General features: G+C 61.4%; 24 protein-coding genes and 2 tRNA genes. 13 read left to right on the top strand and 13 right to left on the bottom strand.

Annotated features, from left to right (window positions below; genetic code table 11):
- Positions 1 to 9 precede the first annotated feature (9 nt).
- Positions 10 to 1,155: an AI-2E family transporter gene (locus tag JK176_RS08720; RefSeq protein ID WP_211587476.1), complete on the bottom strand. Its 1,146-nt coding sequence runs from the start codon at positions 1,153 to 1,155 to the stop codon at positions 10 to 12.
- A 75-nt stretch (positions 1,156 to 1,230) separates the two neighbouring features.
- Entirely contained in the window at positions 1,231 to 3,138 is a 1,908-nt protein-coding gene (locus tag JK176_RS08715; protein ID WP_211587475.1) for an ABC-F family ATP-binding cassette domain-containing protein, read from the bottom strand.
- A gap of 144 nt (positions 3,139 to 3,282) precedes the next feature.
- Here JK176_RS08715 and ndk point away from each other — a divergent pair, with 144 nt between their 5' ends.
- The gene (gene ndk, locus JK176_RS08710; protein WP_062030848.1) at positions 3,283 to 3,705 is read left to right on the top strand and encodes a nucleoside-diphosphate kinase; all 423 of its coding nucleotides are present in this window, start codon (positions 3,283 to 3,285) and stop codon (positions 3,703 to 3,705) included.
- 85 nt (positions 3,706 to 3,790) lie between these two features.
- Here ndk and purN read toward each other — a convergent pair whose 3' ends face one another.
- Positions 3,791 to 4,435, bottom strand: coding sequence for a phosphoribosylglycinamide formyltransferase (gene purN, locus JK176_RS08705; RefSeq protein WP_211587474.1), 645 nt, complete (start codon positions 4,433 to 4,435; stop codon positions 3,791 to 3,793).
- Entirely contained in the window at positions 4,432 to 5,517 is a 1,086-nt protein-coding gene (gene purM, locus JK176_RS08700; RefSeq protein WP_211587473.1) for a phosphoribosylformylglycinamidine cyclo-ligase, read from the bottom strand. Before purM ends, purN begins: the two co-directional genes overlap by 4 nt.
- Before the next feature lie 103 nt (positions 5,518 to 5,620).
- On the opposite strand from purM, the gene JK176_RS08695 reads away from it, so the two are divergent.
- The 6 genes from JK176_RS08695 to JK176_RS08670 all read left to right on the top strand — a co-directional run bounded on the left by JK176_RS08695 (position 5,621) and on the right by JK176_RS08670 (position 12,888).
- Positions 5,621 to 6,334 (top strand): DnaA ATPase domain-containing protein, encoded by a 714-nt coding sequence (locus JK176_RS08695; RefSeq protein WP_211587472.1) that lies wholly within the window; start codon positions 5,621 to 5,623, stop codon positions 6,332 to 6,334.
- A gap of 231 nt (positions 6,335 to 6,565) precedes the next feature.
- A complete protein-coding gene (locus JK176_RS08690; RefSeq protein ID WP_249194369.1) occupies positions 6,566 to 8,725 on the top strand; it encodes an RNA degradosome polyphosphate kinase in 2,160 nt (719 codons plus the stop codon).
- A 4-nt stretch (positions 8,726 to 8,729) separates the two neighbouring features.
- The gene (locus tag JK176_RS08685) at positions 8,730 to 10,208 is read left to right on the top strand and encodes a Ppx/GppA family phosphatase (RefSeq protein WP_211587470.1); all 1,479 of its coding nucleotides are present in this window, start codon (positions 8,730 to 8,732) and stop codon (positions 10,206 to 10,208) included.
- The gene (locus JK176_RS08680) at positions 10,205 to 10,969 is read left to right on the top strand and encodes a CDP-diacylglycerol diphosphatase (protein WP_211587469.1); all 765 of its coding nucleotides are present in this window, start codon (positions 10,205 to 10,207) and stop codon (positions 10,967 to 10,969) included. Before JK176_RS08685 ends, JK176_RS08680 begins: the two co-directional genes overlap by 4 nt.
- A gap of 81 nt (positions 10,970 to 11,050) precedes the next feature.
- Entirely contained in the window at positions 11,051 to 12,217 is a 1,167-nt protein-coding gene (locus JK176_RS08675) for an MFS transporter (protein ID WP_206033322.1), read from the top strand.
- Positions 12,214 to 12,888 (top strand): HAD family acid phosphatase, encoded by a 675-nt coding sequence (locus tag JK176_RS08670; RefSeq protein WP_211587468.1) that lies wholly within the window; start codon positions 12,214 to 12,216, stop codon positions 12,886 to 12,888. Before JK176_RS08675 ends, JK176_RS08670 begins: the two co-directional genes overlap by 4 nt.
- 82 nt (positions 12,889 to 12,970) lie before the next feature.
- On the opposite strand, the gene JK176_RS08665 is transcribed toward JK176_RS08670, so the two are convergent.
- Together JK176_RS08665 and lysA are read right to left on the bottom strand one after the other, a co-directional pair.
- A complete protein-coding gene (locus JK176_RS08665; protein WP_211587467.1) occupies positions 12,971 to 15,646 on the bottom strand; it encodes a DUF4175 domain-containing protein in 2,676 nt (891 codons plus the stop codon).
- Positions 15,639 to 16,994, bottom strand: a complete 1,356-nt coding sequence (gene lysA, locus JK176_RS08660) for a diaminopimelate decarboxylase (RefSeq protein ID WP_211587466.1) — start codon at positions 16,992 to 16,994, stop codon at positions 15,639 to 15,641. Before lysA ends, JK176_RS08665 begins: the two co-directional genes overlap by 8 nt.
- A 68-nt stretch (positions 16,995 to 17,062) precedes the next feature.
- Between lysA and JK176_RS08655 the strand changes: the two genes are divergently transcribed.
- The 3 genes from JK176_RS08655 (at position 17,063) to JK176_RS08645 (ending at position 18,724) form a co-directional block, all read left to right on the top strand.
- The gene (locus JK176_RS08655; RefSeq protein WP_211587465.1) at positions 17,063 to 17,452 is read left to right on the top strand and encodes a cytidine deaminase; all 390 of its coding nucleotides are present in this window, start codon (positions 17,063 to 17,065) and stop codon (positions 17,450 to 17,452) included.
- Positions 17,449 to 18,144 carry a serine protease gene (locus JK176_RS08650; protein WP_211587464.1) on the top strand — a complete coding sequence of 232 codons (696 nt, stop codon included), beginning with the start codon at positions 17,449 to 17,451 and terminating at the stop codon, positions 18,142 to 18,144. The genes JK176_RS08655 and JK176_RS08650 overlap by 4 nt, the downstream gene beginning before the upstream one ends.
- Positions 18,145 to 18,289: 145 nt before the next feature.
- Positions 18,290 to 18,724, top strand: a complete 435-nt coding sequence (locus tag JK176_RS08645; RefSeq protein WP_211574188.1) for a response regulator — start codon at positions 18,290 to 18,292, stop codon at positions 18,722 to 18,724.
- Positions 18,725 to 18,759: 35 nt separating this feature from the next.
- On the opposite strand, the gene JK176_RS08640 is transcribed toward JK176_RS08645, so the two are convergent.
- The 3 genes from JK176_RS08640 to JK176_RS08630 all read right to left on the bottom strand — a co-directional run bounded on the left by JK176_RS08640 (position 18,760) and on the right by JK176_RS08630 (position 19,386).
- Positions 18,760 to 18,836 (bottom strand) — tRNA-Arg (locus JK176_RS08640).
- Between the two features lie 34 nt (positions 18,837 to 18,870).
- A tRNA-Arg gene (locus JK176_RS08635) sits at positions 18,871 to 18,947 on the bottom strand.
- Positions 18,948 to 19,008: 61 nt separating this feature from the next.
- Positions 19,009 to 19,386, bottom strand: coding sequence for a hypothetical protein (locus tag JK176_RS08630; protein WP_194261474.1), 378 nt, complete (start codon positions 19,384 to 19,386; stop codon positions 19,009 to 19,011).
- A gap of 96 nt (positions 19,387 to 19,482) precedes the next feature.
- Here JK176_RS08630 and guaA point away from each other — a divergent pair, with 96 nt between their 5' ends.
- Positions 19,483 to 21,084, top strand: coding sequence for a glutamine-hydrolyzing GMP synthase (gene guaA / locus JK176_RS08625; RefSeq protein ID WP_211587463.1), 1,602 nt, complete (start codon positions 19,483 to 19,485; stop codon positions 21,082 to 21,084).
- Between the two features lie 173 nt (positions 21,085 to 21,257).
- Positions 21,258 to 21,671 (top strand): hypothetical protein, encoded by a 414-nt coding sequence (locus tag JK176_RS08620; RefSeq protein ID WP_211587462.1) that lies wholly within the window; start codon positions 21,258 to 21,260, stop codon positions 21,669 to 21,671.
- Positions 21,672 to 21,763: 92 nt separating this feature from the next.
- Here JK176_RS08620 and JK176_RS08615 read toward each other — a convergent pair whose 3' ends face one another.
- Positions 21,764 to 22,210 (bottom strand): CHRD domain-containing protein, encoded by a 447-nt coding sequence (locus JK176_RS08615; RefSeq protein ID WP_211587461.1) that lies wholly within the window; start codon positions 22,208 to 22,210, stop codon positions 21,764 to 21,766.
- A gap of 53 nt (positions 22,211 to 22,263) precedes the next feature.
- Positions 22,264 to 22,836 (bottom strand): HNH endonuclease, encoded by a 573-nt coding sequence (locus tag JK176_RS08610; protein WP_099285209.1) that lies wholly within the window; start codon positions 22,834 to 22,836, stop codon positions 22,264 to 22,266.
- 142 nt (positions 22,837 to 22,978) lie between these two features.
- On the opposite strand from JK176_RS08610, the gene gluQRS reads away from it, so the two are divergent.
- Positions 22,979 to 23,839: a tRNA glutamyl-Q(34) synthetase GluQRS gene (gluQRS, locus tag JK176_RS08605; RefSeq protein WP_211587460.1), complete on the top strand. Its 861-nt coding sequence runs from the start codon at positions 22,979 to 22,981 to the stop codon at positions 23,837 to 23,839.
- Here gluQRS and JK176_RS15120 read toward each other — a convergent pair.
- Positions 23,808 to 23,939, bottom strand: a complete 132-nt coding sequence (locus JK176_RS15120) for a hypothetical protein (protein ID WP_255308560.1) — start codon at positions 23,937 to 23,939, stop codon at positions 23,808 to 23,810. The two genes, gluQRS and JK176_RS15120, sit on opposite strands and share 32 nt — an antisense overlap.
- Positions 23,936 to 25,381 (bottom strand): argininosuccinate lyase, encoded by a 1,446-nt coding sequence (argH, locus tag JK176_RS08600; protein ID WP_206033335.1) that lies wholly within the window; start codon positions 25,379 to 25,381, stop codon positions 23,936 to 23,938. Before argH ends, JK176_RS15120 begins: the two co-directional genes overlap by 4 nt.
- Between the last annotated feature and the right edge of the window lie 14 nt (positions 25,382 to 25,395).

Here is a 25,395-nt window from a genome sequence, read left to right as displayed (position 1 = left end):
GGGCGAGGCTTATTTCTGCTGTTTCTCTTCTTCTTCCGTGACTTCGCCGACGTCACGACGGGTCTGGTTTTCGTCCTCCAGCGGGGCCGTGGCTTTGTCGCCCATCGCCAGAAGGGCGGCGGTGATGGGGGAGGCGAGAATCAGGCCGGGAGCGCCGAGGATGGAGCCGAAAACCGTCTGCGACAGGATCGCCATTGCGGGAGGCATATGCACGGCGCGGCGCTGGATCAGCGGGGCAAGGACATTGCCTTCGAAAAACTGTATCACGCAGTAGAGAATGGCGACGAACAGGCCCTCATGCGTGCCGAGCGACAGTCCCAGCAGGACAGCAGGCACGGCACCGAGAATGGCGCCGATATAGGGTATGAAATTGCACAGACCCGCCACGACGCCGAGCGCCAGTGCAAGCGGCACGCCAATCAGCGACAGGCCGACGCCTGAGAGGATGCCGACCACGAGCATGTCCAGTGCCTGCCCGGCGGTCCAGGCCCAGAGCGTGGACCCGGCGGTCAACATTAGTTCACGCGCGGCGGGACGGTGCTGCGTGGGGACGAGGCGGATCATCCCGTCGATATAGACGGCCGGGCTGAGGGCGAAATACAGACCAGCGATCAGAACGACCAGAAGCGTTCCGATGATACCGAAAACACTGCTGAGAAGCCCTGTGACCGAGCCCGCAAGTCCTGATCCCAGAGAGCCGAGGCCTCCTGTTCCGGGAGCGTTTCCGCCAAGAGAGGCTGGCAGGTGGTCAAGGACCATCTGGCCGATCGTGGAGCCGGAAAGATGGGCGCGGAGTTCACCGGATTGAGTGATCAGCGCCTGTTTGAGGCGGATGAACTGGTCGCTGATGGAAGGGCCGCTGCTCCAGCCAAGGCCGATCATGGCAACGAGGATCGCAACGGTTACGAGAGCAACCGCGCCCTGATAGGGAATGACGGGAACGTGACGCCGAAGCATACGGGCGAGCCCATGCAGGACGATGGCCACGAGAGCGGAGGCGAAGATCACGGCCAGAACATCGCCGATCAGCCAGATGGCGAGCAGCATCAGGGTCAGGGCGAGCGTGATCCGCATCAGCCCGGCAATTTTGGACAGTTCCCGCGCACGGGGTTCCGTTTCGCTGCGTTCTGCCGGATCGGAAAAAGAGATGCGCATGGGGGTGTCAGTCCTGAGGCTCAGTCGTTGGCAACTGGCTTATGGGGCGGAAGAAGGAGGGTCAATGGGCCCGGCTCAGGCCGTTGCATCTTCCAGTTCGGCCTGCGCTTCGAGCCAGCTTTCCTCGACGGTTTCGAGCGTGGCGTTGAGCGCGGCAAGATGCACGTTCAGGGATGTCAGTTCCCCAGCATCACCGGACTGGTAGAGAGCAGGATCGGCCAGCCGGGCCTCGATCTTTTTCTTTTCGCCGGCAAGCTGAGTCATTTTCGCTTCCGCATCGCGGATTTTCCGCCGCAGCGGGGCGAGGGCGCGTGTCTGTTCCTTGCGGTCGATGCGTTTCTGGGCAGACGCTGTGCCGCCATCTGTTGACGCCGTGGCGGCCTTGCTGCGTTCCGCTATCTCGGCGCGGGCCTTGCGGGCGCGCTCGAGAAGCCAAGCGCGATATTCGGCCATGTCGCCATCAAACGGCGAGATCGTACCGTCTTCGACCAGCCAGAAACGGTCGGCGACGGATTCCACGAGATGGCTGTCATGGCTGATGAGGACGACCGCGCCTTCGAACGCTGACAGGGCGCGGATCAGGGCGTCGCGGGCGTCGAGATCGAGATGGTTGGTCGGCTCATCGAGGATCAGCAGATGCGGGGCTTCGCGGGTGGACAGGGCGAGGAGCAGACGCGCTTTTTCCCCGCCAGAGAGTTCGCCGACCTTTGTCTCTGCGCGGTTTTCATCAAGGCCGAACCGGGCCAGCTGGGCGCGGACGGCAGCGGGGAGCGCGTCCGGCATGGCGCGGCTCATATGGTCGATGGGCGTGTCGGTCAGAACGAGTTCGTCGCTCTGGTGCTGGGCGAAATAGCCGATCTTCAGCTTTGGGGAGTGGGTGTAAGTGCCTGACATCGGCTCCAGCCGACCGGCCAGCAGCTTGGCGAAGGTGGATTTGCCGCGCCCGTTCTGGCCAAGCAGGGCGATCCGGTCTTCCATATCCAGACGCTGGTTCAGCCCTTTAAGCACGACGCGGCCGTCATAGCCGAGGCTGACATTGTTCAGGCTCAGCATCGGCGGCGGCAAAGGCTGCGGTTCGGGGAAAGAGAAGCGTGTGGGGGTGTCTTCCACGACACTTTCGATCTGCGGCAGGCGTTCGAGGGCTTTCAGGCGCGCCTGTGCCTGTTTGGCTTTCGTGGCTTTGGCGCGGAAACGATCCACGAAGGACTGCATATGCGCGCGCTGGGCGGCGATGCGTTCGGCGGCGCGGTTCTGCTGAAGCGCCTGTTCCGTGCGGATACGGACGAAATTGTCGTAGCCGCCGGGGGTGACGCTGATTTTCTGGTGATCGAGATGGGCGATGGCATCGACGGTATTGTCGAGAAGGGAGCGGTCATGGCTGACGATGATCGCGGCGCCGGAGAATTTCGCGAGCCAGGATTCCAGCCAGAGCGTGGCTTCGATATCAAGATGGTTGGTTGGCTCGTCGAGCAGCAGCAGATCGGGATTCAGGAACAGCGCCGTGGCCAGCGACACGCGCATGCGCCAGCCGCCCGAGAAATCCGAGACTGCCCGATTTTGGGCGTCCTGATCGAAGCCGAGGCCGGACAGGATGGCACCCGCGCGGGCCGGGGCGGTGTAGGCGTCGATGGCGATGAGGCGTTCATGCACGTCGGCGATGCGGGCCGGGTCGGTGGCGGTTTCGGCCTCTGCCAGCAGGCGGGTGCGTTCGAGATCGCCTTCGAGGACCGTATCGAGGATCGAGGTGCTGCCTGAAGGCGTTTCCTGCTTCACCCGGCCCATCGTGGCGCGTGCGGCGAGGGTGATGGTGCCGCCATCGGGTGCGAAATCTCCCGCGATCGCGGCCAGAAGTGTGGACTTTCCGGCTCCGTTCCGGCCGATCAGACCGATCTTGCGTCCCGGATCCACGCTGAGGGACGCATTGTCCAGCAGGGTACGGCCCGCGATGCGGAGGGTCAGGTCAGTGATGGTGAGCAGGCTCACGGGCGCCTCGGTCAGTCGGAAGAAAAGAAACGGGGGACGTTAAAAAACTGCGACAGACCTATCAGGAACGATGAATTTGCTCTAGTGGAACGGCGGTATTGACCCGCTGGTCCAGCGAGGACCGGTCCTAACAGGAGAAGAAAGATGGCTCTTGAGCGCACGCTTTCCATCATCAAGCCCGACGCCACCAAGCGTAACCTGACCGGCAAGATCAATGCCGTGTTCGAAGACGCCGGCCTGCGTATCGTCGCCCAGAAGCGCATCCACCTGACCGAGAAGCAGGCTGGCGCTTTCTACGCAGTTCACAAGGAGCGTCCGTTCTACGGCAGCCTCGTGTCCTCCATGATTGCCGAGCCGGTTGTCGTGCAGGTTCTGCAGGGTGAAGGCGCTGTCGCCAAGAACCGCGAAGTCATGGGCGCCACCAACCCGGCCGATGCTGCTGAAGGCACCGTTCGCAAGCTGTTCGCCGAGAGCATCGAAGCCAATTCCGTGCATGGCTCTGACAGCCTTGAGAACGCGAAGAACGAAATCTCCTTCTTCTTCGCCGAGACGGAAATCCTGCCGTAATTTTTACGACAGGTAATCTGTTCTCAACAAAAAAAGGCGCGGACTTCGGTCCGCGCCTTTTTTGTTTGGAGACGCTGGACGTCTCTTACTTCGCAAAAACGTCGCAGATCATTTCGAGTACGTCCGGGTAGAGCAGGTGTTCCTGTTCCAGCACGCGGGCGGCAAGGGTTTCTGGCGTATCGGTGTCAAGGACGGGAACGCTGGCCTGCCCGAGAATAGGGCCTTCATCCACGCCGGATGTGACGAGGTGGACGGTGCAGCCATGTTCTTTTGCGCCAGCCTTGAGGGCGGCTTCATGGGTGTGTAGGCCGGGGAAGGCGGGTAGGAGGCTCGGGTGGATGTTGAGCATCCTGTCTTCCCACGCCTTGACCAGCCATGGTGTCAGGACACGCATATAGCCCGCGAGGACGACCAGCATGGCGCCGGAGGCCTGAAGGGCTGCGTCTATTTCGCGTTCGTGGGCTTCGCGGTCCGTACCGAAAAGCTTGTGGTCGATGACGAGGGTTTTCAGGCCCGCGTCTTCGGCGACCTCAAGGCCCGGCGCATCCGGGCGGTTGCTGAGGACCAGCACGATTTCGGCGGGATAGTCCGGTCGGGCACAGGCCTCGATCAGGGCGCGCATATTGCTGCCGCGACCGCTGATGAGGATCGCGACGGGGACTTTTTCGGTCTTTTTAGCCGCGATTTTAGCGGGGGGCTTGGCTCTGTTTCTGACGGGCGGCTTCTTCATGCGAAGGAAACCGGTGCGGTCAGGGTGTAGGCGTCGTCGGAGCGGACGATCTGGCCCATGAGGAAACCGGTTTCGCCGCGCGCATCCAGTTCCGCCATGACCTTTTCCGGCTCGGATGTGACAAGCACCATGCCGATGCCGCAGTTGAAGACGCGGAGCATTTCGTCAGCCGCCACATTGCCGGTTTTGGCCAGCCAGCGGAAAACGGACGGAACGACCCATGCGGAGCCGTCCACGCAGACGCCGAAGCCTTCGGGCAGGACGCGCGGCAGGTTGCCCGGCAGGCCGCCGCCTGTGATGTGGGCGCAGCCGTTCAGCAGGCCCTTGGCGTGCAGGTCTAGCACCGTGCGGACATAGAGCTTCGTGGGCGTCATCAGGGCTTCGGCCAGCGTGTGACCTTCGGCGAAGGGGGCCGGGTCGTTCCAGCCGAGGCCGGAGCGGCGCACAACTTCGCGGACCAGCGAGAAGCCGTTGGAATGAACGCCGGAGGAGGGCAGGCCGATCAGCGTGTCGCCTTCGGCGATGTTGGCGGGGAGCAGGTTGTTGCGCTCGGCCGCACCCACGCTGAAGCCTGCGAGATCGTAATGGCCAGGGGCATACATGCCGGGCATTTCAGCCGTTTCGCCGCCGACGAGAGCGCAGCCGGACTCGGCGCAACCCTTGGCAATGCCCTTGACGACCGTAGCAGCAGCCTCGACGGAGAGTTTTCCGGTGGCGAGATAGTCCAGGAAGAATAGCGGGGTGGCGCCTTGTACGACGAGGTCGTTGACGCACATGGCGACGAGGTCGATCCCCACATCATCATGCTTGCCCGCCTCGATGGCGACCATCAGCTTCGTGCCGACGCCATCGGTGCAACTGACGAGGACGGGATCGGTGAAGCCTGCGGCCTTCAGATCGAAAAGCGCGCCGAAGCCGCCGAGGCCGCCCATCGTGCCGGGACGGTTCGTGGCTTTGGCTGCGGGCTTGATGGCGTCGACCAGCGCATCGCCAGCGGCAATATCCACGCCGGCCTGTGCGTAGCTTGCGCCGCCAGCCGTGCTGTGGCTCGATCCGGGGGCGATATCAGGCTGATCGGTCATGGTCGAAAGGTTCCCGCTGGTTGACGTGACGCCGTTCTAGAGCATCCTGCGCGCTGGCGGAACGCCTGTTTGATGGTGTTACGGCATGAAAAAGGGGGCTGCGATGACGAAACGGGATGTGGGCGGGGTGTCCGGAAGACCCGCGGCCACCCAGATGGCGTTTCCCCTGCGCCGGGTGACGGCGATGACGTCCGATCGTTTCATCAATGGTCCGTCGAATGTGGCGGCACGGGCATGGCTTGCGCGCAGTCAATGGCCGGATGGGCGTTTATGGCTCTGGGGGCCTTCGGGGACGGGAAAGACGCATCTTCTGACGGCATGGGCGCATGAACATGACGCGACGGTACTGGATGCCCGCCTGTTCTCTAGGTCCTCTGCGGGCGGGCGGATCCGGGTTCAGGGGAATCTTGCGATTGATAATGCCGATTCGCCGGGCGATGAGGCGACCATGCTGCATCTGCTCAACGATGCGTTCTCCCAAGGCGATCGCGTTCTGATGGCGGGACGCCTGCCGCCGTCGCGCAGTCATTTCATGCTGCCCGATCTGGCCAGCCGTCTGCGGGCGACGGCCACGACCGCGACGGGTGAGCCTGAGGATGATCTGCGGGCGACGCTGCTCCTGTCGCTGCTGGCGGATCGGCAGCTCGTCGTGTCGCAATCGGTGACGGACTGGCTGTGGCGTCATCTGCCCCGCACGGGCAACGCGCTGGTTTCCGCGGTGGAGCGGCTGGACGAGGCGGCGCTGGTCCGCAAACAGCCCATTACGCGGGCGCTGGCGCTGGAAATGTTGCCGGATCTGCTGACGCCTGAGGAATAGATGTCAAGAACGTGACACAAAAACTCCGTTTGACATGCCTATCCCGTGGCATGACCCTTGAGGCGATTTGTAAATTCGTGTGTTCCGGAAGGCCCCATTGTGACGACTGAAGATTCCCGGCCCGCGCCGCGCCGCCGCTCTCCCCGCAAGCCCCGCAGTGCAGTGACCCCGGCCCAGAACCGCAGCCGTCGCCGACAGACTCCCGCTATCCGCGCCGAAGATTACGCGCGTATGGCAACGTCGCCAGAGCGTTTTCTGAACCGGGAACTGTCTTGGCTGGATTTCAACGAGCGCGTTATTGAAGAGGCCGAAAATACCCGCAATCCGCTGCTGGAGCGGGTGCGGTTTCTCTCGATCAGTTCCAGCAATCTGGACGAGTTCTATTCCGTGCGTGTGGCCGGGCTTGTAGGGCAGGTGCGCGAAGGCATGGTCGTGCGCAGTCCGGACGGACTGACCCCCATCCAGCAGCTTTCACAGGTGCGGCAGAAGGCGCGGCATCTTCTGGCGGAGCAGCAGCGCGTCTGGCATGTGCTGGAAGGAGAGCTGAAGGACGCGGGGATCGTCATTCTTCCGACCGACTCGCTGGATGAAACGGATCTGGCGCAGCTTTCCACGCTGTTCGACGAGCGGGTTTTCCCGGTGCTGACGCCGATGGCGGTCGATCCTTCCCATCCACTGCCTTTCATTCCGAATATGGGGCTGGCGCTGCATCTGCGTCTGAAGGATGCGGCCTCTTCAGCACATGTGATGGATGGACTTATCCTGCTGCCAGCGCAGGTTCCGCGTTTCTTGCGGCTTCCGGCGCGGTTGAAGGAAGGGCAGGAAACACCGGACCAGATCCGCTTCGTGCTGCTCGAAGATCTCATCACGCTATTTGCCGGACGCCTGTTTCCGGGGCTGGTGATCGGTGCTGCGGGCGTGCTGCGCGTGATCCGCGATACGGATGTGGAGTTTGAAGACGAGGCCGAGGATCTGGTCCGGTCTTACGAAACGGCGCTGAAGCAGCGTCGGCGCGGCGTGTGCATCCACCTCGCACTTGATCGCAAGCTGCCGGACACGCTGGGTCGTGAGATGGGTGAAGAGCTGGGCGTGGGTGAGGAGGACGTTGTCGTTCTGCCGTGCTTCGTCGGAGTGACCGATCTCAAGCAACTGATCGTGGATGACCGCCCGGATCTGGTGTTTTCGGCCTATACGCCGCGCTTTCCGGAGCGGGTTCTGGATTATGACGGCGACTGTTTCGCGGCGATCCGGGCGAAGGACATGCTGGTCCATCATCCGTTCGAAAGCTTCGACGTGGTGGTGCAGTTCCTGCGTCAGGCGGCGCTGGACCCGAACGTTCTGGCAATCAAGCAGACGCTGTATCGCACATCCCGCGACAGCCCGATCGTTCACGCGCTGATCGAAGCGGCGGAAGCCGGGAAGTCGGTCACGGCGATGGTCGAACTGCGGGCCCGGTTTGACGAGGAAGCCAATATTCGCCTGTCCCGCGCGCTTGAAGCTGCGGGCGTGCAGGTCGTGTTCGGTTTCGCGCATCTCAAGACCCATGCCAAGCTGAGTCTTGTGGTCCGTCGCGAGAATGGCTCGCTGCGCTCTTACGCGCATTTCGGAACGGGCAATTACCATCCGATCACGGCGCGGATTTATACGGATCTGTCGTTCTTCACCTGTGACCCGAAGCTGGCTTCGGATTCGGCGCGTCTGTTCAATTACATGACGGGCTATGCCATCCCCGCGAAAATGGATGCGCTGGCCTTCTCGCCCATCACCATCCGCTCCACGCTGGAACAGCTCATTCAGGATGAGATCGACCATGTGAAGGAGGGGCGTCCGGGGCGGATCTGGTTGAAAATGAACAGCCTCGTGGATGCCGAACTGATCGACAAGCTGTACGAAGCCTCGCAGGCCGGAGTGAAAATTATCGGGATTATTCGCGGAATCTGCTGTCTGCGGCCCGGTGTGCCAGGGCTTTCGGATAATATTGAAATCAAGTCGATTGTCGGGCGTTTTCTGGAACATTCCCGGGTTTTCGCCTTTGGAAACGGACACCGGATGCCGTCCGCCAAGGCAAAAGTTTTCATTTCTTCGGCAGACTGGATGGTGCGGAACATGGACTGGAGGGTAGAAGCCATGGTGCCCATCACGAACCCGACGGTCCATGCGCAGATTCTTGGCCAGATCATGACGATGAACATCAAGGACAACCTTCAGAGCTGGACGCTCACGAGGGACGGCTACTGGCATCGGGTTTCGCCGGGCGCACATCCGTTCTCCGCCCACGAATACTTCATGAACAATCCGTCCCTGTCCGGCCGAGGCTCGGCTGCGCGGGAGAAGGTCCTTCCGGAGGCACATCGCCCCCGTGAGCGGCCCGACAGGATTCTGGAAGACTGATTTCATGTCCTCATCTGCACAGCGTTCCGCCATTGTCGATCTTGGGTCCAACTCGGTCCGGCTGGTTGTTTTTGAAGGGGTAACGCGCAATCCCCTTCCGATTTTCAACGAGAAAGCCACGCTCAAGCTGGGGCGCGGACTGGATGTGACCGGGCGTCTCAATGACGAGGGCGTTACGCTGGCGATGGACGTGCTGGGGCGGTTCCATGCCGTCGCCCGTGCCATGGGGGCCGAGCCTTTCGAGGTTCTCGCCACCGCAGCCGTTCGCGATGCGACCAACGGACCCGATTTCGTGGACGCCATCCGAGCGCGGATGCCAGGCGTGCCGATCCGCGTTCTGGAAGGGACCGAAGAAGCCGATTATGCGGCCCGCGGCGTTCTGTGTGGTCTGCCGGAAGCGAATGGACTGGTTGCGGATATTGGTGGCGGTTCTCTGGAACTGATCCATGTTGCGGACAGCCAGTATTTTGAAGCCGTGACGACGAAGCTGGGCGTGATCCGGCTGCATGACCGTGCCAAGGGCAGCATTGAGCGGGCAGCGGAAATTGCGAACGAGCTTTTGGCAGAAGTGAACTGGCTGCCGGGCATGACCGGGCGGCCGCTCTATCTCGTGGGCGGGGCGTTTCGTGCGCTGGCGCGGCTTCAGATCGCGCGGACGCAGTATCCATTAAACCTCGTGCATCTGTTTACCCTTTCCGAGGGGGAAGCGCGGGAAATGGCGGACTGGGTCATCAGTTCTCCGCGCCGGACCCTTGAGAAAATGCCCGGTGCGCCCCGCAAGCGTCTGGCAGATGCGCCGTTTGCGGCGGTTGTGTTGCGCTGTCTGATGGAGCGGGTCCGTCCGTCCAAGGTCGTGTTCAGTGTCGATGGACTGCGCGAAGGCTGGTACATGCGCCATGTGGCGTCCTCGGTTGCGGATCTCGATCCGATGACGGATCTGGCGACGGAAATGGCCAATCGTCTGGCCCGCAGCGCCTCGCTCGCTGAGGCGCTGGTGAGTTGGACCGCACCGCTGTTCCGCGACGAGACGCGCACCCAGAAGCGTCTGCGCGAACTGGCGTGTATGCTCTCCGATATCGGTTCTTACGATCACCCGGAATATCGGGTTGAGCAGACCTATCGACGGGTGATGTATGGGCATGGTGTGGGCTTCGATCATACGGCTCGGGCCTTTATCGGCCTGACGCTCGCCGTACGATATGAAGTCTCGATGGACTCTCCCCTCATTGAACCTTCACGGCAGCTTCTGTCGCGTTCGGAGATTGACCGTGCGGTGCGTCTGGGCCTTGCGCTCCGGCTGGCCTATACACTCTGCGCGGGGACGAAAGTCCTGCTCGATGAGTGCAGGCTTCTCGTGGAAGACGAAACGCTCGTGCTGGTTCTGGGCGCGCGCAGTGTGCGGGCGGCGGGCAGTGCGGTCCGACGTCGTTTCGAGAGGCTGGCGGCTGCCATGCAGCTTGAATGTCAGGTTAGGGAAGAATGACTTTGCGGGATTACGGGACGGCGGCCAGATTTGGTCTTGTAGCGGCGGCAGTGGTTTTCGGGTTGGCCGGCTGCGGAAAATCCCATGACCGGGGCGCGTTATGGAAGGTCGTTCACGGGCGTTGCGCTGTTGATGCGGATCACAAGCCCTGCACGGTTTATGACGAGAAAGATGGTTATGCCCTCCTCAAGGATCAGACCGGACGCGGCCAGTATCTGGTGATCCCGACGCAGAAGGTGCCGGGCGTTGAAGATCCAAGTCTGCTGAAGCCTGAGACGCCGAATTATTTTGCGGAAGCCTGGGGGCAGCGTGCCCATGTGGCGCAGTCCTACGGGTTTGAAATCCCTGACTCGCATCTGTCGATGGCGATCAATTCGCGTTCGGGGCGCACGCAGGACCAGTTGCACATCCATCTGGATTGCCTGACGTCCTATGCGCGTGCCGAGCTCGACAAGAACATGATTACCGAGGATTGGTCTTTGGTCTCGTTGTACGGTCATCCCTATCGGGCGCGGATCGTGACGTCTCTGGAGCCGTCGCCGTTCCGGGTGATTGCTGCTGATGACATGTCCATCCACACGCTCGTCATCACGCCGGCGAAGCATGGCGGGTTCATCCTGCTCGATGACATGGCGCATGTGCTCGATCATGGATCGGGCGAGGAGCTTCAGGACCATGAATGTCATCTCGATGATCCGCACCACAAATCCATGATCATGGATGGCATGGATATGGGGCAGCACCCCAACGGAATGATGTAAAACAGCTTTGGGTTGTCCAGGGATTCCGGGTGTGGCAGGGTTCGATTAATCTCGAACAATCTGTCCTCCCGGAGACCGGTCTTGAAACTGGCAGCGAAATCGTCCCCAAACTGGCCACTGCTTTCGCTCGCCGTTGGCGCCTTTGCCATCGGCACCACAGAATTTACGCCGATGGGCCTGCTGCCCGTCATCGCGCATGGTCTTCAGGTCAGTGTACCCAAGGCGGGTGGGCTGGTAACGGCTTATGCGGTTGGTGTGATGCTGGGTGCGCCCGTCATTACGCTGCTGATGGCGCGTTTTCGTCGAAAACTGGCCCTGATCCTGCTGATGGGGCTGTATGTGGCGGGCAATCTGCTCTCTGCGGTTTCTGCCAGCTATGATCTGCTGTTTGCCTCACGCGTTCTGACCAGTCTGGCTCATGGGGCGTTCTTCGGGCTGGGAGCCGTGGAGGCTTCCTTATCTGTCGCGCCAGCGCGCCGGGCGAGTGCGGTGGCGTCCATGTTCATGGGGCTGACGATCGCCAATATCGTTGGTGTTCCAGCAATGACATGGCTCGGGCTGAATTTCGGCTGGCACAGTGCGTTCGGGGTGACGGCCATATTGGGGCTCGTAACCATGCTGGCCGTGCAGTTTGCCCTGCCGGCCCGCGAGATTGGCCCGGCCCCGGAAGTTGGGCGCGAATTGCGGGTTCTCGTGAAGGGGAATGTGCTTCTGGCGTTGCTGACGACGGCGATCGGCGCGGGGGCGATGTTCGTGCTCTACACCTATATCGCGCCAATCCTCGAACACATCACCCATGCCAGCCCCACCATCATCACTCTGGCGCTGATGCTGACCGGGGTAGGGTTCTCGATCGGAAATGCTATAGGCGGCCGGAGCGCGGATCGCTCTCTGGATGGGAGCCTGCTGGTCTTTTTCCCCGTCCTTGGCGTGATCATGTTGATCTTCCCGTGGATGGCGCAGAGCGTACCGGGCGCACTGTTTGCGGCGCTGCTGTGGGGTGCGGCGACCTTTGCGCTCATGCCTGCGCTTCAGATGCGGGTGATGCAGGCCGCGCATGATGCGCCTGCGCTGGCGTCGTCCATGAATATCGGGGCGTTCAACCTCGGCAATGCGATCGGTGCGGCTCTGGGAGGGATCGCACTGTCCATGGGGTTGGGCTATGGCGGTGTGTCCGTTATCGGTACGGCTCTGGCGCTGGTCGGGGTCGGGCTTGTTCTTCTGTCACGAAAGGTGGCTCCTCCATGATCCGTTCCCTCCTGCTTGCCACCAGCCTGTTTGTTGCGCCCCTCGCGGCGCTGGCCGCGCCGCCTGCGAATGTTGGCGATGCCATTATGGCCGCCAGTGCCTATCACGACAGCGGTGATTATCAGCGCGATTTCGACGCCGTAGTTGCCCAGGCGCGCCAGTGGATCAAACAGACGGCGCCAAAAACGCGCCATCCCGCAATCGTTCTGGATATCGACGAGACGATCTTGTCCAACTGGGACGAGATCCGCGCCGATGATTTCGGCTATATTCCAGCGGGTCCGTGCGACGCTCTGCCTAAAGGGCCGTGTGGCGCGATTGCCTGGGAAAAGAGTGGCCGCGCCCCGGCTTTTGCGTCCATGCGGGCGCTGATCGCAGAGGCTCAGGCAAATCATGTCGCGGTGTTTTTCGTGACGGGGCGCCATGAAGACGAGCGGGACGCAACCGAGCGGAACCTGCATCTGGCGGGAATCCAGCACTGGGACGGGCTGTATCTGCGACCGATGACCTCCCATGGATATGCTGCCTTGTACAAGGCGCCGACCCGCGAGCGGATCGAGCGTAAAGGCTATACAATTATTGCAAGTCTTGGGGATCAGCCGTCCGACCTGAGCGGTGGCTTTGCAGAAAAGACTTTCCTGCTCCCGAATCCGTTCTATCGTGTTCCGTAATATTATGTAATTCGGGGGGGCAAGATCGTCTTTGCCACCTCTGAAAAAGCCCGGTGCCTCGATGGCACCGGGCTTTTTTGTCTCAGAACGATTTGAGGAGCCGTTCCAGATAGTCCAGTTCGCTCTGCGGGCGCGTGCGGTCCGAGGCGCGGCGGCGGAGTTCGCGTTCGATGTCCCGGGCGCGGTCCCGGGCGCTTTTGTCCGGGATATGGGCGTCCGAATCCTTGCCTTTGTCACCTTCGCCGAGTTTACGGCCCAGCGGATCCTGATCCTTCTGGTCCTCATCACCGCCGTCTTCGTCGCCGGCCTGCGGCTGGTCACCGTCATCGCCCTGCTGGCCCTTTGCGCCGTGCTGGGGTTTTCCGGAACCGCCTGCACCACCGGAGGGGATAAAGCTCAGGCTGCCTCCACCCTGCCCACCCTTGCCGGAACCGCCGGATTTCTGGTTCTGGCGCATCTGCTTTCCGGCTTCGGAGAGGTCGGCCAGAACTTTCTGTTCGGCTGTCTGGGCATCGGCGTCCTTGCGGTCCGCGAGGGCTTCGCGGGCGCTCTGCATGTCCGTTTTGGCTTTGTCGAAGGCTGTGGCGGGCTTGCCGGTCAGATCCTTGACGCGGTGGCTCAGGATATCGTTCACGCGCTGAAGGGCGCGTTGCAGGGCGTGATCCGCACGGCGCCCGTCGGACTGGGCAGCAACCGTCGCCGGATCGACCGGTGCAGGCGGTTTGTCGGCAGGCTGATCCATTCCGGCAGGCGGCTGCATTCCAAGCTGGCGGAGCAGGTCCGCCGTGGACATCTGGCTGACATCAGGCGGATTGCCGTCATCGGGCGGTGCTGCGGCCTTGCGGGCGGCGGAAAGGCGGGACTGCGTGTGGTCGAGCAGCGTGGTCTCGCGGTGGACGAGATCATGCAGGGCCGCGCGCTGCGCCTGTGCTTCGGCCTGCGCCTTCATTTGGGCGGCAAGCGCCTTGAGGTCTTCGGGGCGCGCCTGACGCATGCGTTCGGCCATGTCTTCCATCTGCTGGAGACGCCGGAGGGCTTCGTCGCCATGCCCCTGATTGGCTTCGGATTGGAGGCGGCGCATTTCGTCTGAGAACGGGTCGGCCGAGCTGGTGCCGGATTGCGGCATCATGATCCCGCTCTGCGCGGCGCGTTCGAACAGGAGCTGCATCCGACGGTTCAGGGCGTCCTTGAGGACCTGTGTGCGGCGTTGGAGTTCTTCCTGCTCGGGGAGGGTATGACCCTTTTCCCCAAGTTCACGCATATGGTCGAGCTGCTGCTGCACGCCCTGCTGGGCTGCGCGGACTTCAGCTGCGGCATCGGCGATTTCAGGGCCGTCACGACGCAGATCGTCCAGATAGAGCGCAAGCGCCCAGAGGTCGCCGGGAACACGATCCGCCGAGCCTTCAGGGGCGTCTTTACGAAGGGATGCGATTTCCAGACCCAGAGCCGCGAGGATCGCGCGTTCGTCGGTTGTCTGCGTCAGGAGTTCCAGTTCGTCCGAAACCTTCGAGGCGCGTTCCTGCCCAAGCATGAGGCGGCGGCGCAAAGCCACGAGGGCGCGGGCCAGCGGGTCGGTGAATTTGCGGGCGCCGATCTGGAATTTGATCAGATCGCTTCGGCTTTCGCGACCCGAGACGCTTTTGGCGTGCAGGCGGCCTTCGACGTCCATTCCCGCAAAAGGATCGGAGGAGAGGTCGGGTGTGGCAATCCCTTTCGCGTCCTTCGGATGACCGTCGAGAGGGATTGGAACGCGCAGCACGCGACCGCGGGAGAGACCGGGCAGGTGGATTTCTGCCTCAAGCGACTCTACGCCATAGGTCTGGTGGATGTGCCAGGGCAGTCCGGTACGCCAGTCGTCTTTCTGTGGGCCCGGCTTGTCGTCCCACGTGACGGTCGGGGGCAAATCGGGCTCAACGGTCACATGCCATGCGCCGAGAGTGCGGCCACGAACGACGATGCGGACAGTCCCGGATTGCTGAAGCGTGCCGTGGCTGTTCCAGCTTCCGGCATCCAGACGGCTCTGTTCAGGAGAGGCGATGCCGGACAAAGTGGGTTTTCCGTGAGCGCCGGTGATGGTGGCGTTCAGGATCGAACCCTGCGGCACATCAATCGAGGTGCGGCCTGTTGAGGACAGGAAAATGGGCGCGCCGGGAGCGTAAGGCGGTCTGTCGATCCAGGCCTGAAGGGTCGGGAGCGGGACGCTGTCATCGTCCACGCCGGGGACTAGTCCGGCGTAAAGACGTGACGGCGTGTGTGTGCTTGCCAGCAGCGCGGCACCGATCAGGGCTAGAGGGACAGCGACGAGCCCAATGCGGTCTTGCAGGCTGATCTCGGGATGCGGAAGACCGACGCGGAGCGTTCCGAGCGAGGCCGTAACGCGTTCGACATGTCGCGCCCAGATGGCGGACTGTTCGCCGTTTCCGGCAAAAGCCGGTCGGTCCGTCAGGCTGAGCAGTGGTTGGCGGGCGAGACGGGAATCGTGCTCGATCCTGCGGTCTGCTGCCGGGATGCTCACGGGGGCGACACGCCGCACGCCGCTGACGGTCAGCCAGAGTGCCGTGCCGAGCACACCGATTTCGAGTAGCGCGTGCAACCAGTCGGGCAGGGACTGCGGAATGCGTGCAAGGCTGGCCAGACCATAGAACGCCACCAGAAGCAGAGGCCAGCGCAGGGGCTCCCAGGCCCGTTCCCACCACAGGACGCGCTGGGCCTTGCGGCGCAGGGTTTTGAGATGGAGGGCCGGGTTTGGCTCAGCCATGGTCATTCCCAGCTGCTGTCAGCCATTCGGGGACGGTTTCAACGGCAATCAGTTCTGCAACACTCTGGGGCTGGCGGATAATATCCCATTTCCCATTGTCGATCAGAACCTGCGCGGCGAGCGGGCGGGAATTATAGGTGGAACTCATGACAAATCCATAAGCGCCGGTGTCGAGCAGGGCGATCAGGTCACCACGTTTCGTATCCGCAGGGAGCGCGCGATCACGGGCGAAGATATCGCTGCTTTCGCAGACCGGACCGACGATATCCCAGAGTTTTGTCGGGCTGGTCAGGCCATTGGGGGCGACTGGCATGATGCCGTGCCAGGATTCGTACAGGGATGGACGGGCCAGATCGTTCATGGCAGCGTCGAGCACAACGAAATCTGGATTGCCAGCTTTCGTTTCGATCACGCGGCTTAGTAGAATGCCGGTTGGTGCGGAAAGCCAGCGGCCGGGTTCGATGCTGAGGCGGACACCAAGGTCCCCCAGCGTCTCGGCAATAACGCCTGCGAGCATATCGGGCGAGGGAGCGATTTCGTCACGATAGCGGATACCGAGGCCGCCGCCGCAGTCCACGGCTTCGACGGTGTGACCGGCGGCGCGGATTTCGCGGACCATATCGGCCAGTCGGGTATAGCCTTCGCGGAAAGGGCCTGCGGTCAGCATCTGGCTGCCCAGATGAACGGCAAGGCCAACGAGGCGGACGTTCTTCAGGCTGGCGGCTTCACTATACAGGGCCACGGCGCGGCGGTGTTCGATACCGAATTTGTCTCCGGCGCGACCTGTGGAAATCTTGTCATGAGTGTCGGCGTCCACGTCCGGATTAACACGCAGGGCAGCACGCGCGACACGACCGCAGGCGCGGGCAATGTCGTCGAGGCGGTATAGTTCTTCGACGCTTTCGACATTAACCTGCGCGATATCGTGTTCAACGGCTGCCCGCAGTTCCGCATCGGATTTCCCAACGCCGGAGAAAACGATCTTCGAGGGTTGGATCCCGGCATGGAGCGCGCGCTGCATTTCGCCGCCGCTGACGATATCCACGCCGTAACCGCACTGCCGCAGGATGGTGAGTGTGGCCTGATGGTCCTGCGATTTCATGGCGAAATGCATGCTGATCGGCAGGTTCCGAGCCTCGAACGCCGCGCGCAGGGCTTTTGCCCGCCGTCGCAGCGTTTCTGCTCCTGTGATCCAGCACGGCGTGCCGACAGCGGCCGCGATGACGTGCAGGGGCACGCCTTCGAACAGGAGTCCGTCCCGCGCATCCATCGTCAGGGAAGGGCGGGTGTCCAGCATGTCGTTGAAGGACGGGTCGGTAGCGGGATCGGAGGGAAGCGGTGCACTCATGATGGTGATACCGTATCGCTCTTGGAAGCATGTTCCAAGCTGAACCCGCAGGGGATAATATCATCGGCATGATACAGGAACTGATCCGGGAGGCCCTTGAGGCCCGTTCGCGTGCTTATGCACCCTATTCGCGCTTTCAGGTGGGCGCGGCCTTGCGGTGTGAGGGTGTTGTTCATTCAGGCTGCAATGTCGAGAACGCCGCCTATCCGCTGGGAACATGTGCTGAGGCCGGTGCGATTGCCTCCATGATCCGTGCTGGGGGACGGCGGATTGAGGAAATCGTGGTCGTGGGCGGCGATGCGCCGTGTACGCCCTGTGGCGGGTGTCGGCAGAAACTGCGGGAGTTCGGTCTGCCGGAACTGCGGGTGCATATGATTTCGCCTAAAGGGGACATTCTTCTGACCCGGACGCTGGCCGAACTGTTGCCTGATGCGTTCGGCCCGGATCATCTGGGATGAAAGGCGCCGCTGCGCTGCTGATGTTCTGGATCTGCGGCGCAGCAGCGTTCGCCGCTCCGGGTGTCGCGCTGCCGGGACTCGGACCTGACAGCCATCGAAGCGTGGTGGATGTGAATAAGGCGCCCTGGAAGATTCTGGGGCGTGTACAAACTTCCCTCGGTAGTCGTTGCACGGGATTCGCCGTGGCACCGACCGTCATGGTGACGGCGGCGCACTGTCTATGGCTGCCTGCGACGCGTCACTATATCCAACCTGAGGATGTTCATGTCCTGATGGGCTATATGCTCGGACATTACCGTCTTCATGCGCAGGTGACACAGTTTGTTATTGCGCCCGGTTACGACCCTGAAAACGAGGGCGGCACGGCGTCCGAGGATCGTGCAACGCTGGTGCTGGACCGCAAGGTAATCGCGTCGGCCGATCTTGTTCCTTACGGCGCAGCACAGATGGGCGCGGCTGCGATGCTGGTCGGATATCCGCAGGATCGGTCGGAAGTCCCGTATGGAGATATTTCCTGTTATATCAATGGTTTGTTAGGGAATGGTTTGATCCATCATGATTGTTCGGCAACACGCGGAGACAGCGGTGGCCCTCTTCTGGCACGCCAGCCAGACGGCCAGTGGGGGATTGTGGGTATCGATGTTCTGGCGACGCCGGAGCGGGGCGGTTTTGCCGCCCCTTTACCACACTGAAATTTGTGTATTTCCACAGGGTATAGTGCGTAAGGTTTGCGTCAGAAAAAATTCACTCATGCAAACATGAGCCGTGTTTCCGCGTTGTTGAGGAGACGACACCATTATGGTGTTAAAGGTTTTTTAATCCCGGAAAGTAACTGCCATGTATGTCATGTCCATGAAGGGAGCATCATCCAGCGTCGTTCCGCAGGGAAACGCGCAGGGGGAGAGTAAAAAAATCGACAGAAAGCATGTTCTGGTCGTTGAAGATCAGGCGCTTCTGCGATTCCTCGCTGCTGACATGCTGGAAGAGGCTGGTTACGAGACGTCGCTTGCGGCGGATGCTGACGAGGCACTGGCTGTTCTCGCCCGGCACCCGGACATCTGCACGATTTTTTCCGACGTCAATATGCCCGGTGATATGGATGGCGTGGGTCTTGCGCACGCGATTCGTGAGCAGCACCCCGATATCGGTCTTGTTCTGACGTCAGGAACCCGGATTCAGGAACTGGGGGAGTTGCCGGGCGGCACGATGTTTCTGGCCAAGCCCTATGAATGGGACGAGGTCTATCGCTGCCTTGAACGTGTGCGCCACTGAATTAGTAAGTAAAGTATCGTAAGGGGAAAGCAATGTGGTGCACCCGAAAGGACTTGAACCTCTAACCCCCAGATTCGTAGTCTGGTGCTCTATCCAGTTGAGCTACGGGTGCGGACACATTGTATAAGTCTTCATCAGGAGAAGACTGGTGCACCCGAAAGGACTTGAACCTCTAACCCCCAGATTCGTAGTCTGGTGCTCTATCCAGTTGAGCTACGGGTGCGCTGTGAGGCGGGGTTTTACAGAGGCTTAACTGACCTGACAACCCCGCTTTCGAAAAAATTTCAGTTTCGCGTCATGGTGATATGAGCGCGGCACGACGGTGAGCCGAAAATACCGCCGATCGCCTGTCCGACGGGGTAGCCGTTGAAGACGGCGGCTGTGGGATGGTGGTCCAGATCCGTCATGGCGAGTTCTGCATGATAGTGCTGGTTGCCGGGTGTGTAGGTGCCGTGAAGAACCTGTGAGCCGTCGGCGGGTGTGAACAGGATCTCTCTGCCTCTTATACGAAGGGTGGAGGGGTGCTCGGTCGGGCATGTTCCCTGATCCGTAACAAGAGCACCAACCCAGGAACCGGTTGGATCGTGGCCGGGGTCAGGCGTGCCCGCACATGCGGTAAGCAGGGCCGTGGCGGAAATGGCGAAAAATGCTGGCAGGCGCATGTTGTTCCTGTTCGATGATGCAGAATGGATGACGCAGACGACACAACACCTTATAGGAGAGCCTCAAAAGGCACCATGAAACCGGAACGCGAGGCCATGACATTGACCCAGCAGGACGCCAGCACCGTCGAGAAGCTCGACGAAACTCTTCACGAAGACCGTATCCTCATTCTGGATTTCGGCAGTCAGGTGACGCAGCTCATTGCGCGCCGCGTCCGCGAAAGCGGTGTGTACTGTGAGATCTGGCCATACACGGCGACCGAGGAAAAAATCCGCGCTTTCAATCCGCGCGGCATTATCCTGTCTGGCAGCCCGGCCAGCGTCCATGACGAGAATGCACCGCCAGTTCCAGAGGTGGTTTTTGCTCTGAACCGCCCTGTGCTGGGCATCTGCTACGGCCAGCAGGCCATGTGCCAGCAGCTGGGTGGCAAGGTCGAAAACCACGATCATCGCGAATTCGGTCGGGCCTATATCGATATTGCCGAAGACTGCTCGCTGTTTCGTGGCGTCTGGGCGCGCGGTAAGCGTGAACAGGTCTGGATGAGCCACGGCGACCGCGTGACGCAGCTTCCGCCGGGCTTCCGTGCCGTCGCCCATTCCGAAGGCGCGCCGTTCGCGATCATCGCGGATGAGGGACGTCGTCTGTATGGCGTGCAATTCCATCCCGAAGTTGTGCATACGCCGCATGGTGCAGCGCTGATCCGCAACTTCACCCATAATGTCGCGGGTTGCAGCGGCAGCTGGACGATGGCGGGTTTCCGCGATCTGGAAATCGCGCGTATCCGCAAGCAGGTCGGCTCGGGTCGGGTGATCTGTGGTCTGTCCGGTGGTGTGGACAGTTCGGTGGCTGCAAAACTGATCCATGATGCGATTGGCGATCAGCTCACCTGCATTTTCGTGGATCCGGGCATTATGCGCACGGGCGAGGCTGACGAGGTCGTCAAGACGTTCCGTGGCCGCTTCAACATTCGTCTTGTGCATCGTGATGCGTCAGAGCTGTTCCTCAAGGAACTGGCTGGCGTGACGGACCCGGAAACCAAACGCAAGACGATCGGCCGTCTGTTTATCGAGGTTTTCGAGGAAGAAGCTGCGAAGCTGGGTGGTGCGCAGTTCCTCGCACAGGGCACGCTGTATCCGGATGTGATCGAGAGCGTGAGCTTCTCGGGTGGTCCGTCCGTGACCATCAAGTCCCATCATAATGTCGGCGGTCTGCCAGACCGCATGAACATGGAACTGGTCGAGCCGCTGCGTGAGCTATTCAAGGACGAGGTCCGCATGCTGGGCCGCGAACTCGGGATTCCCGAAAGCATCGTCGGACGGCACCCGTTCCCGGGACCGGGACTGGCGATCCGTATTCCGGGCGATGTGACCAAAGAAAAGCTCGATCTGCTGCGCAAGGTGGATGTGATTTATCTTGAGGAAATCCGCCGCGCCGGACTTTACGATGCGATCTGGCAGGCCTTCGCAGTTCTGCTGCCGGTTCGGACCGTGGGTGTCATGGGCGATGGCCGCACCTACGATCAGGCCTGCGCCCTGCGTGCCGTGACCAGCACGGATGGCATGACGGCGGAAGTCTATCCGTTCGACTTCGAGTTCCTGAACCGCGTTGCGGGGCGTATTGTTAACGAAGTGCGCGGCATCAATCGCGTGACCTACGACATCACGTCCAAGCCGCCCGGCACGATCGAGTGGGAATGATCCTGCTTCGTTAGTGCTTGAAGCTCTTCAGGTTTGACGTGCTGAAAACCCCGCAGTGATGCGGGGTTTTTTTTGTTATGACTACTGTGTGTTGCGACGGGAAAGCTGTGTTGGGCTTGCCCGACCTTGTGGAGGATGACAGGGTGTATGTCTCTGAAAACAGGAGACTTACGATGTCGATCCGGTTCATTTCCTCTTCCGCCCCTCTGCTTCTTGCTGCTCTGGCCGCGCTGCCGCTGGGAATGGCTTCGCAGGCTATGGCGGCTGACTCCGCTGAGAAGCCCTGTGAAACCGATCTGTGCCGGAGTGTGCGTCAGTCCTGGGCTGCGGTTCGTCATGACACGTCCGATGCGGCGCAATGGACGAAGAAAGAGAGCATCAAAGGCTGGGACGCTACGAAAAATGGCGTCTCCGATGCGGCTCACTGGACTGGCAAGGAAGGCGAGAAGGGGTGGAAGGCCACCAAGAACGGCACAAAGGATGCGGTGCATGACACCAGCGTCTGGACGAAAAAAGCCGTGCATGATCTTGATCCGGGACAGCCCGCCAAGGCTCCCGCTACGAAAAATTCCACGACAGGTGAATAAAACTGCCCGCCAGACTGGATCTGTTGCCAGTCTCATGAAAAAGGCCTGCCCTGTGAGGGGCAGACCTTTTTTAATTTGCCGTGATGACAGTCTTATTCCGCGTGGTGATGGTGGCCGGTCAGTTCCGTGGTGAGCTGGGCGCGGGCTTCTCCGTCCGGGAATTTTTCCGTGTGAAGATTGATGTAGCTCCGTCCGGCCTGAACATCCTTCACCTGATCAGGCGTGAGCTGGAGTGTGCCGGTCATGCGGGTGGTGTAGGGACCGTTGATCGGGGCCAGAACGCCTGCGTCTTCCCCTGCATCTGCGGGGCCATGAAGATGGATGGCCGTGACGGGACCGGACAGGCCATTATCTTCGAAGCGGTAGGTCAGGGTGTTTTTCGTGGTGTCCAGCATGGCGGACGCCGAGCCCTTGATCGGCGTTGTGGCGCCATGTTCGCCCTTGAAAGGGCCAAAAAGATGCAGGGTCTCGGCGGAGGCCGGGAGAGCTGTGACGGAAAGACCGAGGACGAGTGTTGTGAGCAGAAGTCCTGTACGCATGGAAAATCATCCTTGCAGAAGTTGGGCAGAATGGGGATCAACAGAACGTCTGCTCAGGTTTCGAGTTCGGTATTCCAGTACAGATAATCGCGCCAGCTTTCGTGAAGGTAATGGGGCGGGAAGGTCCGGCCGTTTTCCTGAAGAAGGCGGCTGCTGGGCTGGACTGGCTTGCGATGTGGGTGCATGCCAAGTTCGCTTGGCAGTTTTGAGCCCTTGAGCAGGTTGCAGGGGCTACAGGCGGTGACGACATTTTCCCATGTCGTGCGGCCACCGCGGGCGCGGGGGATGACGTGATCGAAGGTCAGTTCGTGCGTGGGCAATCGGTCGTGGCAGTACTGACACGAGAAATTGTCCCGTAGAAAGACGTTGAAGCGCGTAAAAGCAGGTTTGCGCGCGCTGGGAATATAGTCTTTCAGGGCGATCACGCTGGGCAGGCGCATGCTCTGGCTCGGAGAGTGGACGACGGCGTCTTCATATTCCGAAAGGACCGAGACGCGATCGAGAAAGACGGCCTTGACGGCCTCCTGCCAGGACCAGAGCGAGAGCGGGAAATAGGACAGCGGACGGAAATCCGCGTTCAGGACAAGAGCCGGAAAATGCTGACCGCTGACGGACACCACACGCATCCTTTCTGCAAGGACGACACATGCGGGGTTGGGCGCCGAATGAAAACGGGACAAACAGCGGGAAAACACGTGTCGTCGGCTTCTTTGAGGAAACTATTCCAGTAAACTGCGCGAACCGCAAGCAAACGCTGGTGACACATTCATGACGCTTCCCGCCACAACACGATTTGCGCCGAGTCCTACGGGCTTTCTGCATCTGGGACATGTGGTGTCAGGGCTCTATTCGCGGATCATGGCGGGTGAGGGCGGAAGGTTCCTGATCCGTATCGAGGATATTGATACGACGCGCTGTACGCCGGAGCTAACAACAGCGCTGCGGGAGGATCTGGACTGGCTTGGATTGTCGTCAGACGCGCCGGTTCGGCAGCAGTCCAGACATTTGTCTGAATATCAGTCCGTACTGGAAACTCTGCGGGAGCGGAGGCTGCTCTATCCGTGTTTCTGCACGCGGCGGGAGATCGCCGACGCCGCGACGCAAACCGCGCCGGACGGGAGCGTCGTGTATCCGGGGACCTGTCGGCATGGCGCAGTTCATGAAGCTCGGGAAGCGGTCTGGCGGCTCGATATGGGGCGGGCGCTTGATGTGTTGCAGGAAGTGCCTGGCTGGCACGAACTGGGGTGCGGGCGGATTGCAGGGCAGGCCGGGGCGTTCGGTGATATTGTTCTGGCGCGGCGGGATACGGGTCTGTCGTATCATCTGTGCGTCACGCATGACGATGCGCTGCAAGGCGTGACCACAGTCACGCGCGGGCGGGATTTGTACGAGGCGACGTCAGTGCAGCGGGTGTTACAGGACCTGATGGGCTGGCCGGAACCGGTCTATGCCCATCATGCCCTTATCATGGGTGCGGATGGGCAGAAGCTGTCCAAACGGGATGGGGCTGAAGGCGTGCGGGTTCTGCGGCAGAAAGGGTGGACGGCCCGACAGGTTCTGGACCATCCACTGGTGCGGCAGGCTTTGAAAGAGAGCTTTATTCCGGCGGATAGGTGCCCGGATAGGTGATGTCCTGCGCGGGGCCGGGGGCATGTGGGGCGCCTTTTTTGCCGCAGGCGGTCAGGCTGAGAGCCATAACCGCCATGCTGACGAGCAGCAGGGTTTTCATGCGGATTCTCCGAGTTTTGCGAGCCAGGCTTTGGCCTGATGCGTCACATTGGCCGGTGCGGTGCCGCCTTCGCTGGTGCGGGACGCAAGAGAGGCCTCAACGGTCAGGACATCGAAAACGCCCGCGTTGATCTGGGGTTCGACGGACTGCATTTCGCCCAGCGACAGATCTGACAGATCGCAGCCTTTCTGTTCCGCCATGCCGACGAGCCGACCTGTGACGTGATGGGCAGTGCGGAAGGGAACGCGCAACTCGCGGACCAGCCAGTCGGCAAGGTCGGTCGCTGTCGAGAAGCCCATGCCCGCGACTTCGCGCATCCGGGGGGCATTGGCCTTAAGGTCCCGGATCATGCCGTCCATGGCGGCGAGGGAAAGCGTCATGGCCTCGGTGGCGTCGAAGACGGGTTCCTTGTCTTCCTGCGTGTCCTTGGCATAAGCGAGCGGCAGACCTTTCATGACCGTCAGCAGACCCACGAAATCGCCCATGATCCGGCCGATCTTGGCGCGAACCAGTTCGGCGGCGTCTGGGTTGCGCTTTTGCGGCATGATGGAGGAGCCGGTCGTGAAGGCATCGGACAGCGTGACGAAACCGAAGGGCGCGGAGGCCCACATCACGATTTCTTCCGCCAGACGCGACAGGTGCATGGCCTGAAGTGACAGGGCGGAGAGGAATTCGAGCGCGAAATCGCGGTCCGAAACCGCATCGAGCGAATTGGCGGTCGGGCGGTCGAAATCCAGCGCCGCAGCCGTCATGCGACGGTCGATCGGGAAGGACGTTCCGGCAAGGGCCGCAGAGCCAAGTGGGCATTCGTTTAGCCGCGCACGGGCGTCACGCAGACGGCCGCGATCGCGCGACAGCATCTCGACATAGGCCAGAAGATGATGTCCGAACGTGACCGGTTGGGCGACCTGAAGATGGGTGAAGCCGGGCATCGGCGTTGCGGCGTGCTCCAGCGCGCGGGTGGCAAGGGAGCGCATCAGGGCGGCGGTCTGGTCCTGAAGGCCGTCGATGGCATCGCGGACCCAGAGGCGAAAATCGGTGGCGACCTGATCGTTGCGCGAGCGCGCCGTGTGCAGGCGCTTGCCGGCCTCGCCAATCCGCTCGGACAGACGTGCCTCGATGTTCATGTGGATGTCTTCGAGGGCCGGGGAGAACTCGAAGCGGCCTTCGCCGATTTCCTGCGCGATATCGCCAAGGCCCTGACGGATTTCGGCAAGTTCCGTCTCGGTCAGCAGGCCGACTTTCTGGAGCATGGCAGCGTGTGCGAGAGAACCGCGGATGTCCTGTCGCCACAGGATCTTGTCAAATCCGATGGAGGCGTTGATCTCACCCATGATGGCGGCAGGGCCTGAGGCAAAGCGGCCACCCCATTGCGGATTGGCGGCAGTGCCTTCAAAGGACGTGGCGGCATCTGATTGTGTGTCGACAGGAGCGTTTTTCATGATAACCGTAAGCA

It is taken from the genome of Gluconobacter sp. Dm-73 (genome assembly GCF_018256215.1).
Lineage (GTDB): Bacteria > Pseudomonadota > Alphaproteobacteria > Acetobacterales > Acetobacteraceae > Gluconobacter > Gluconobacter cadivus.
Note: the sequence above shows the minus strand (reverse complement) of the source record. Positions and strands in the feature narration are given on the sequence as shown.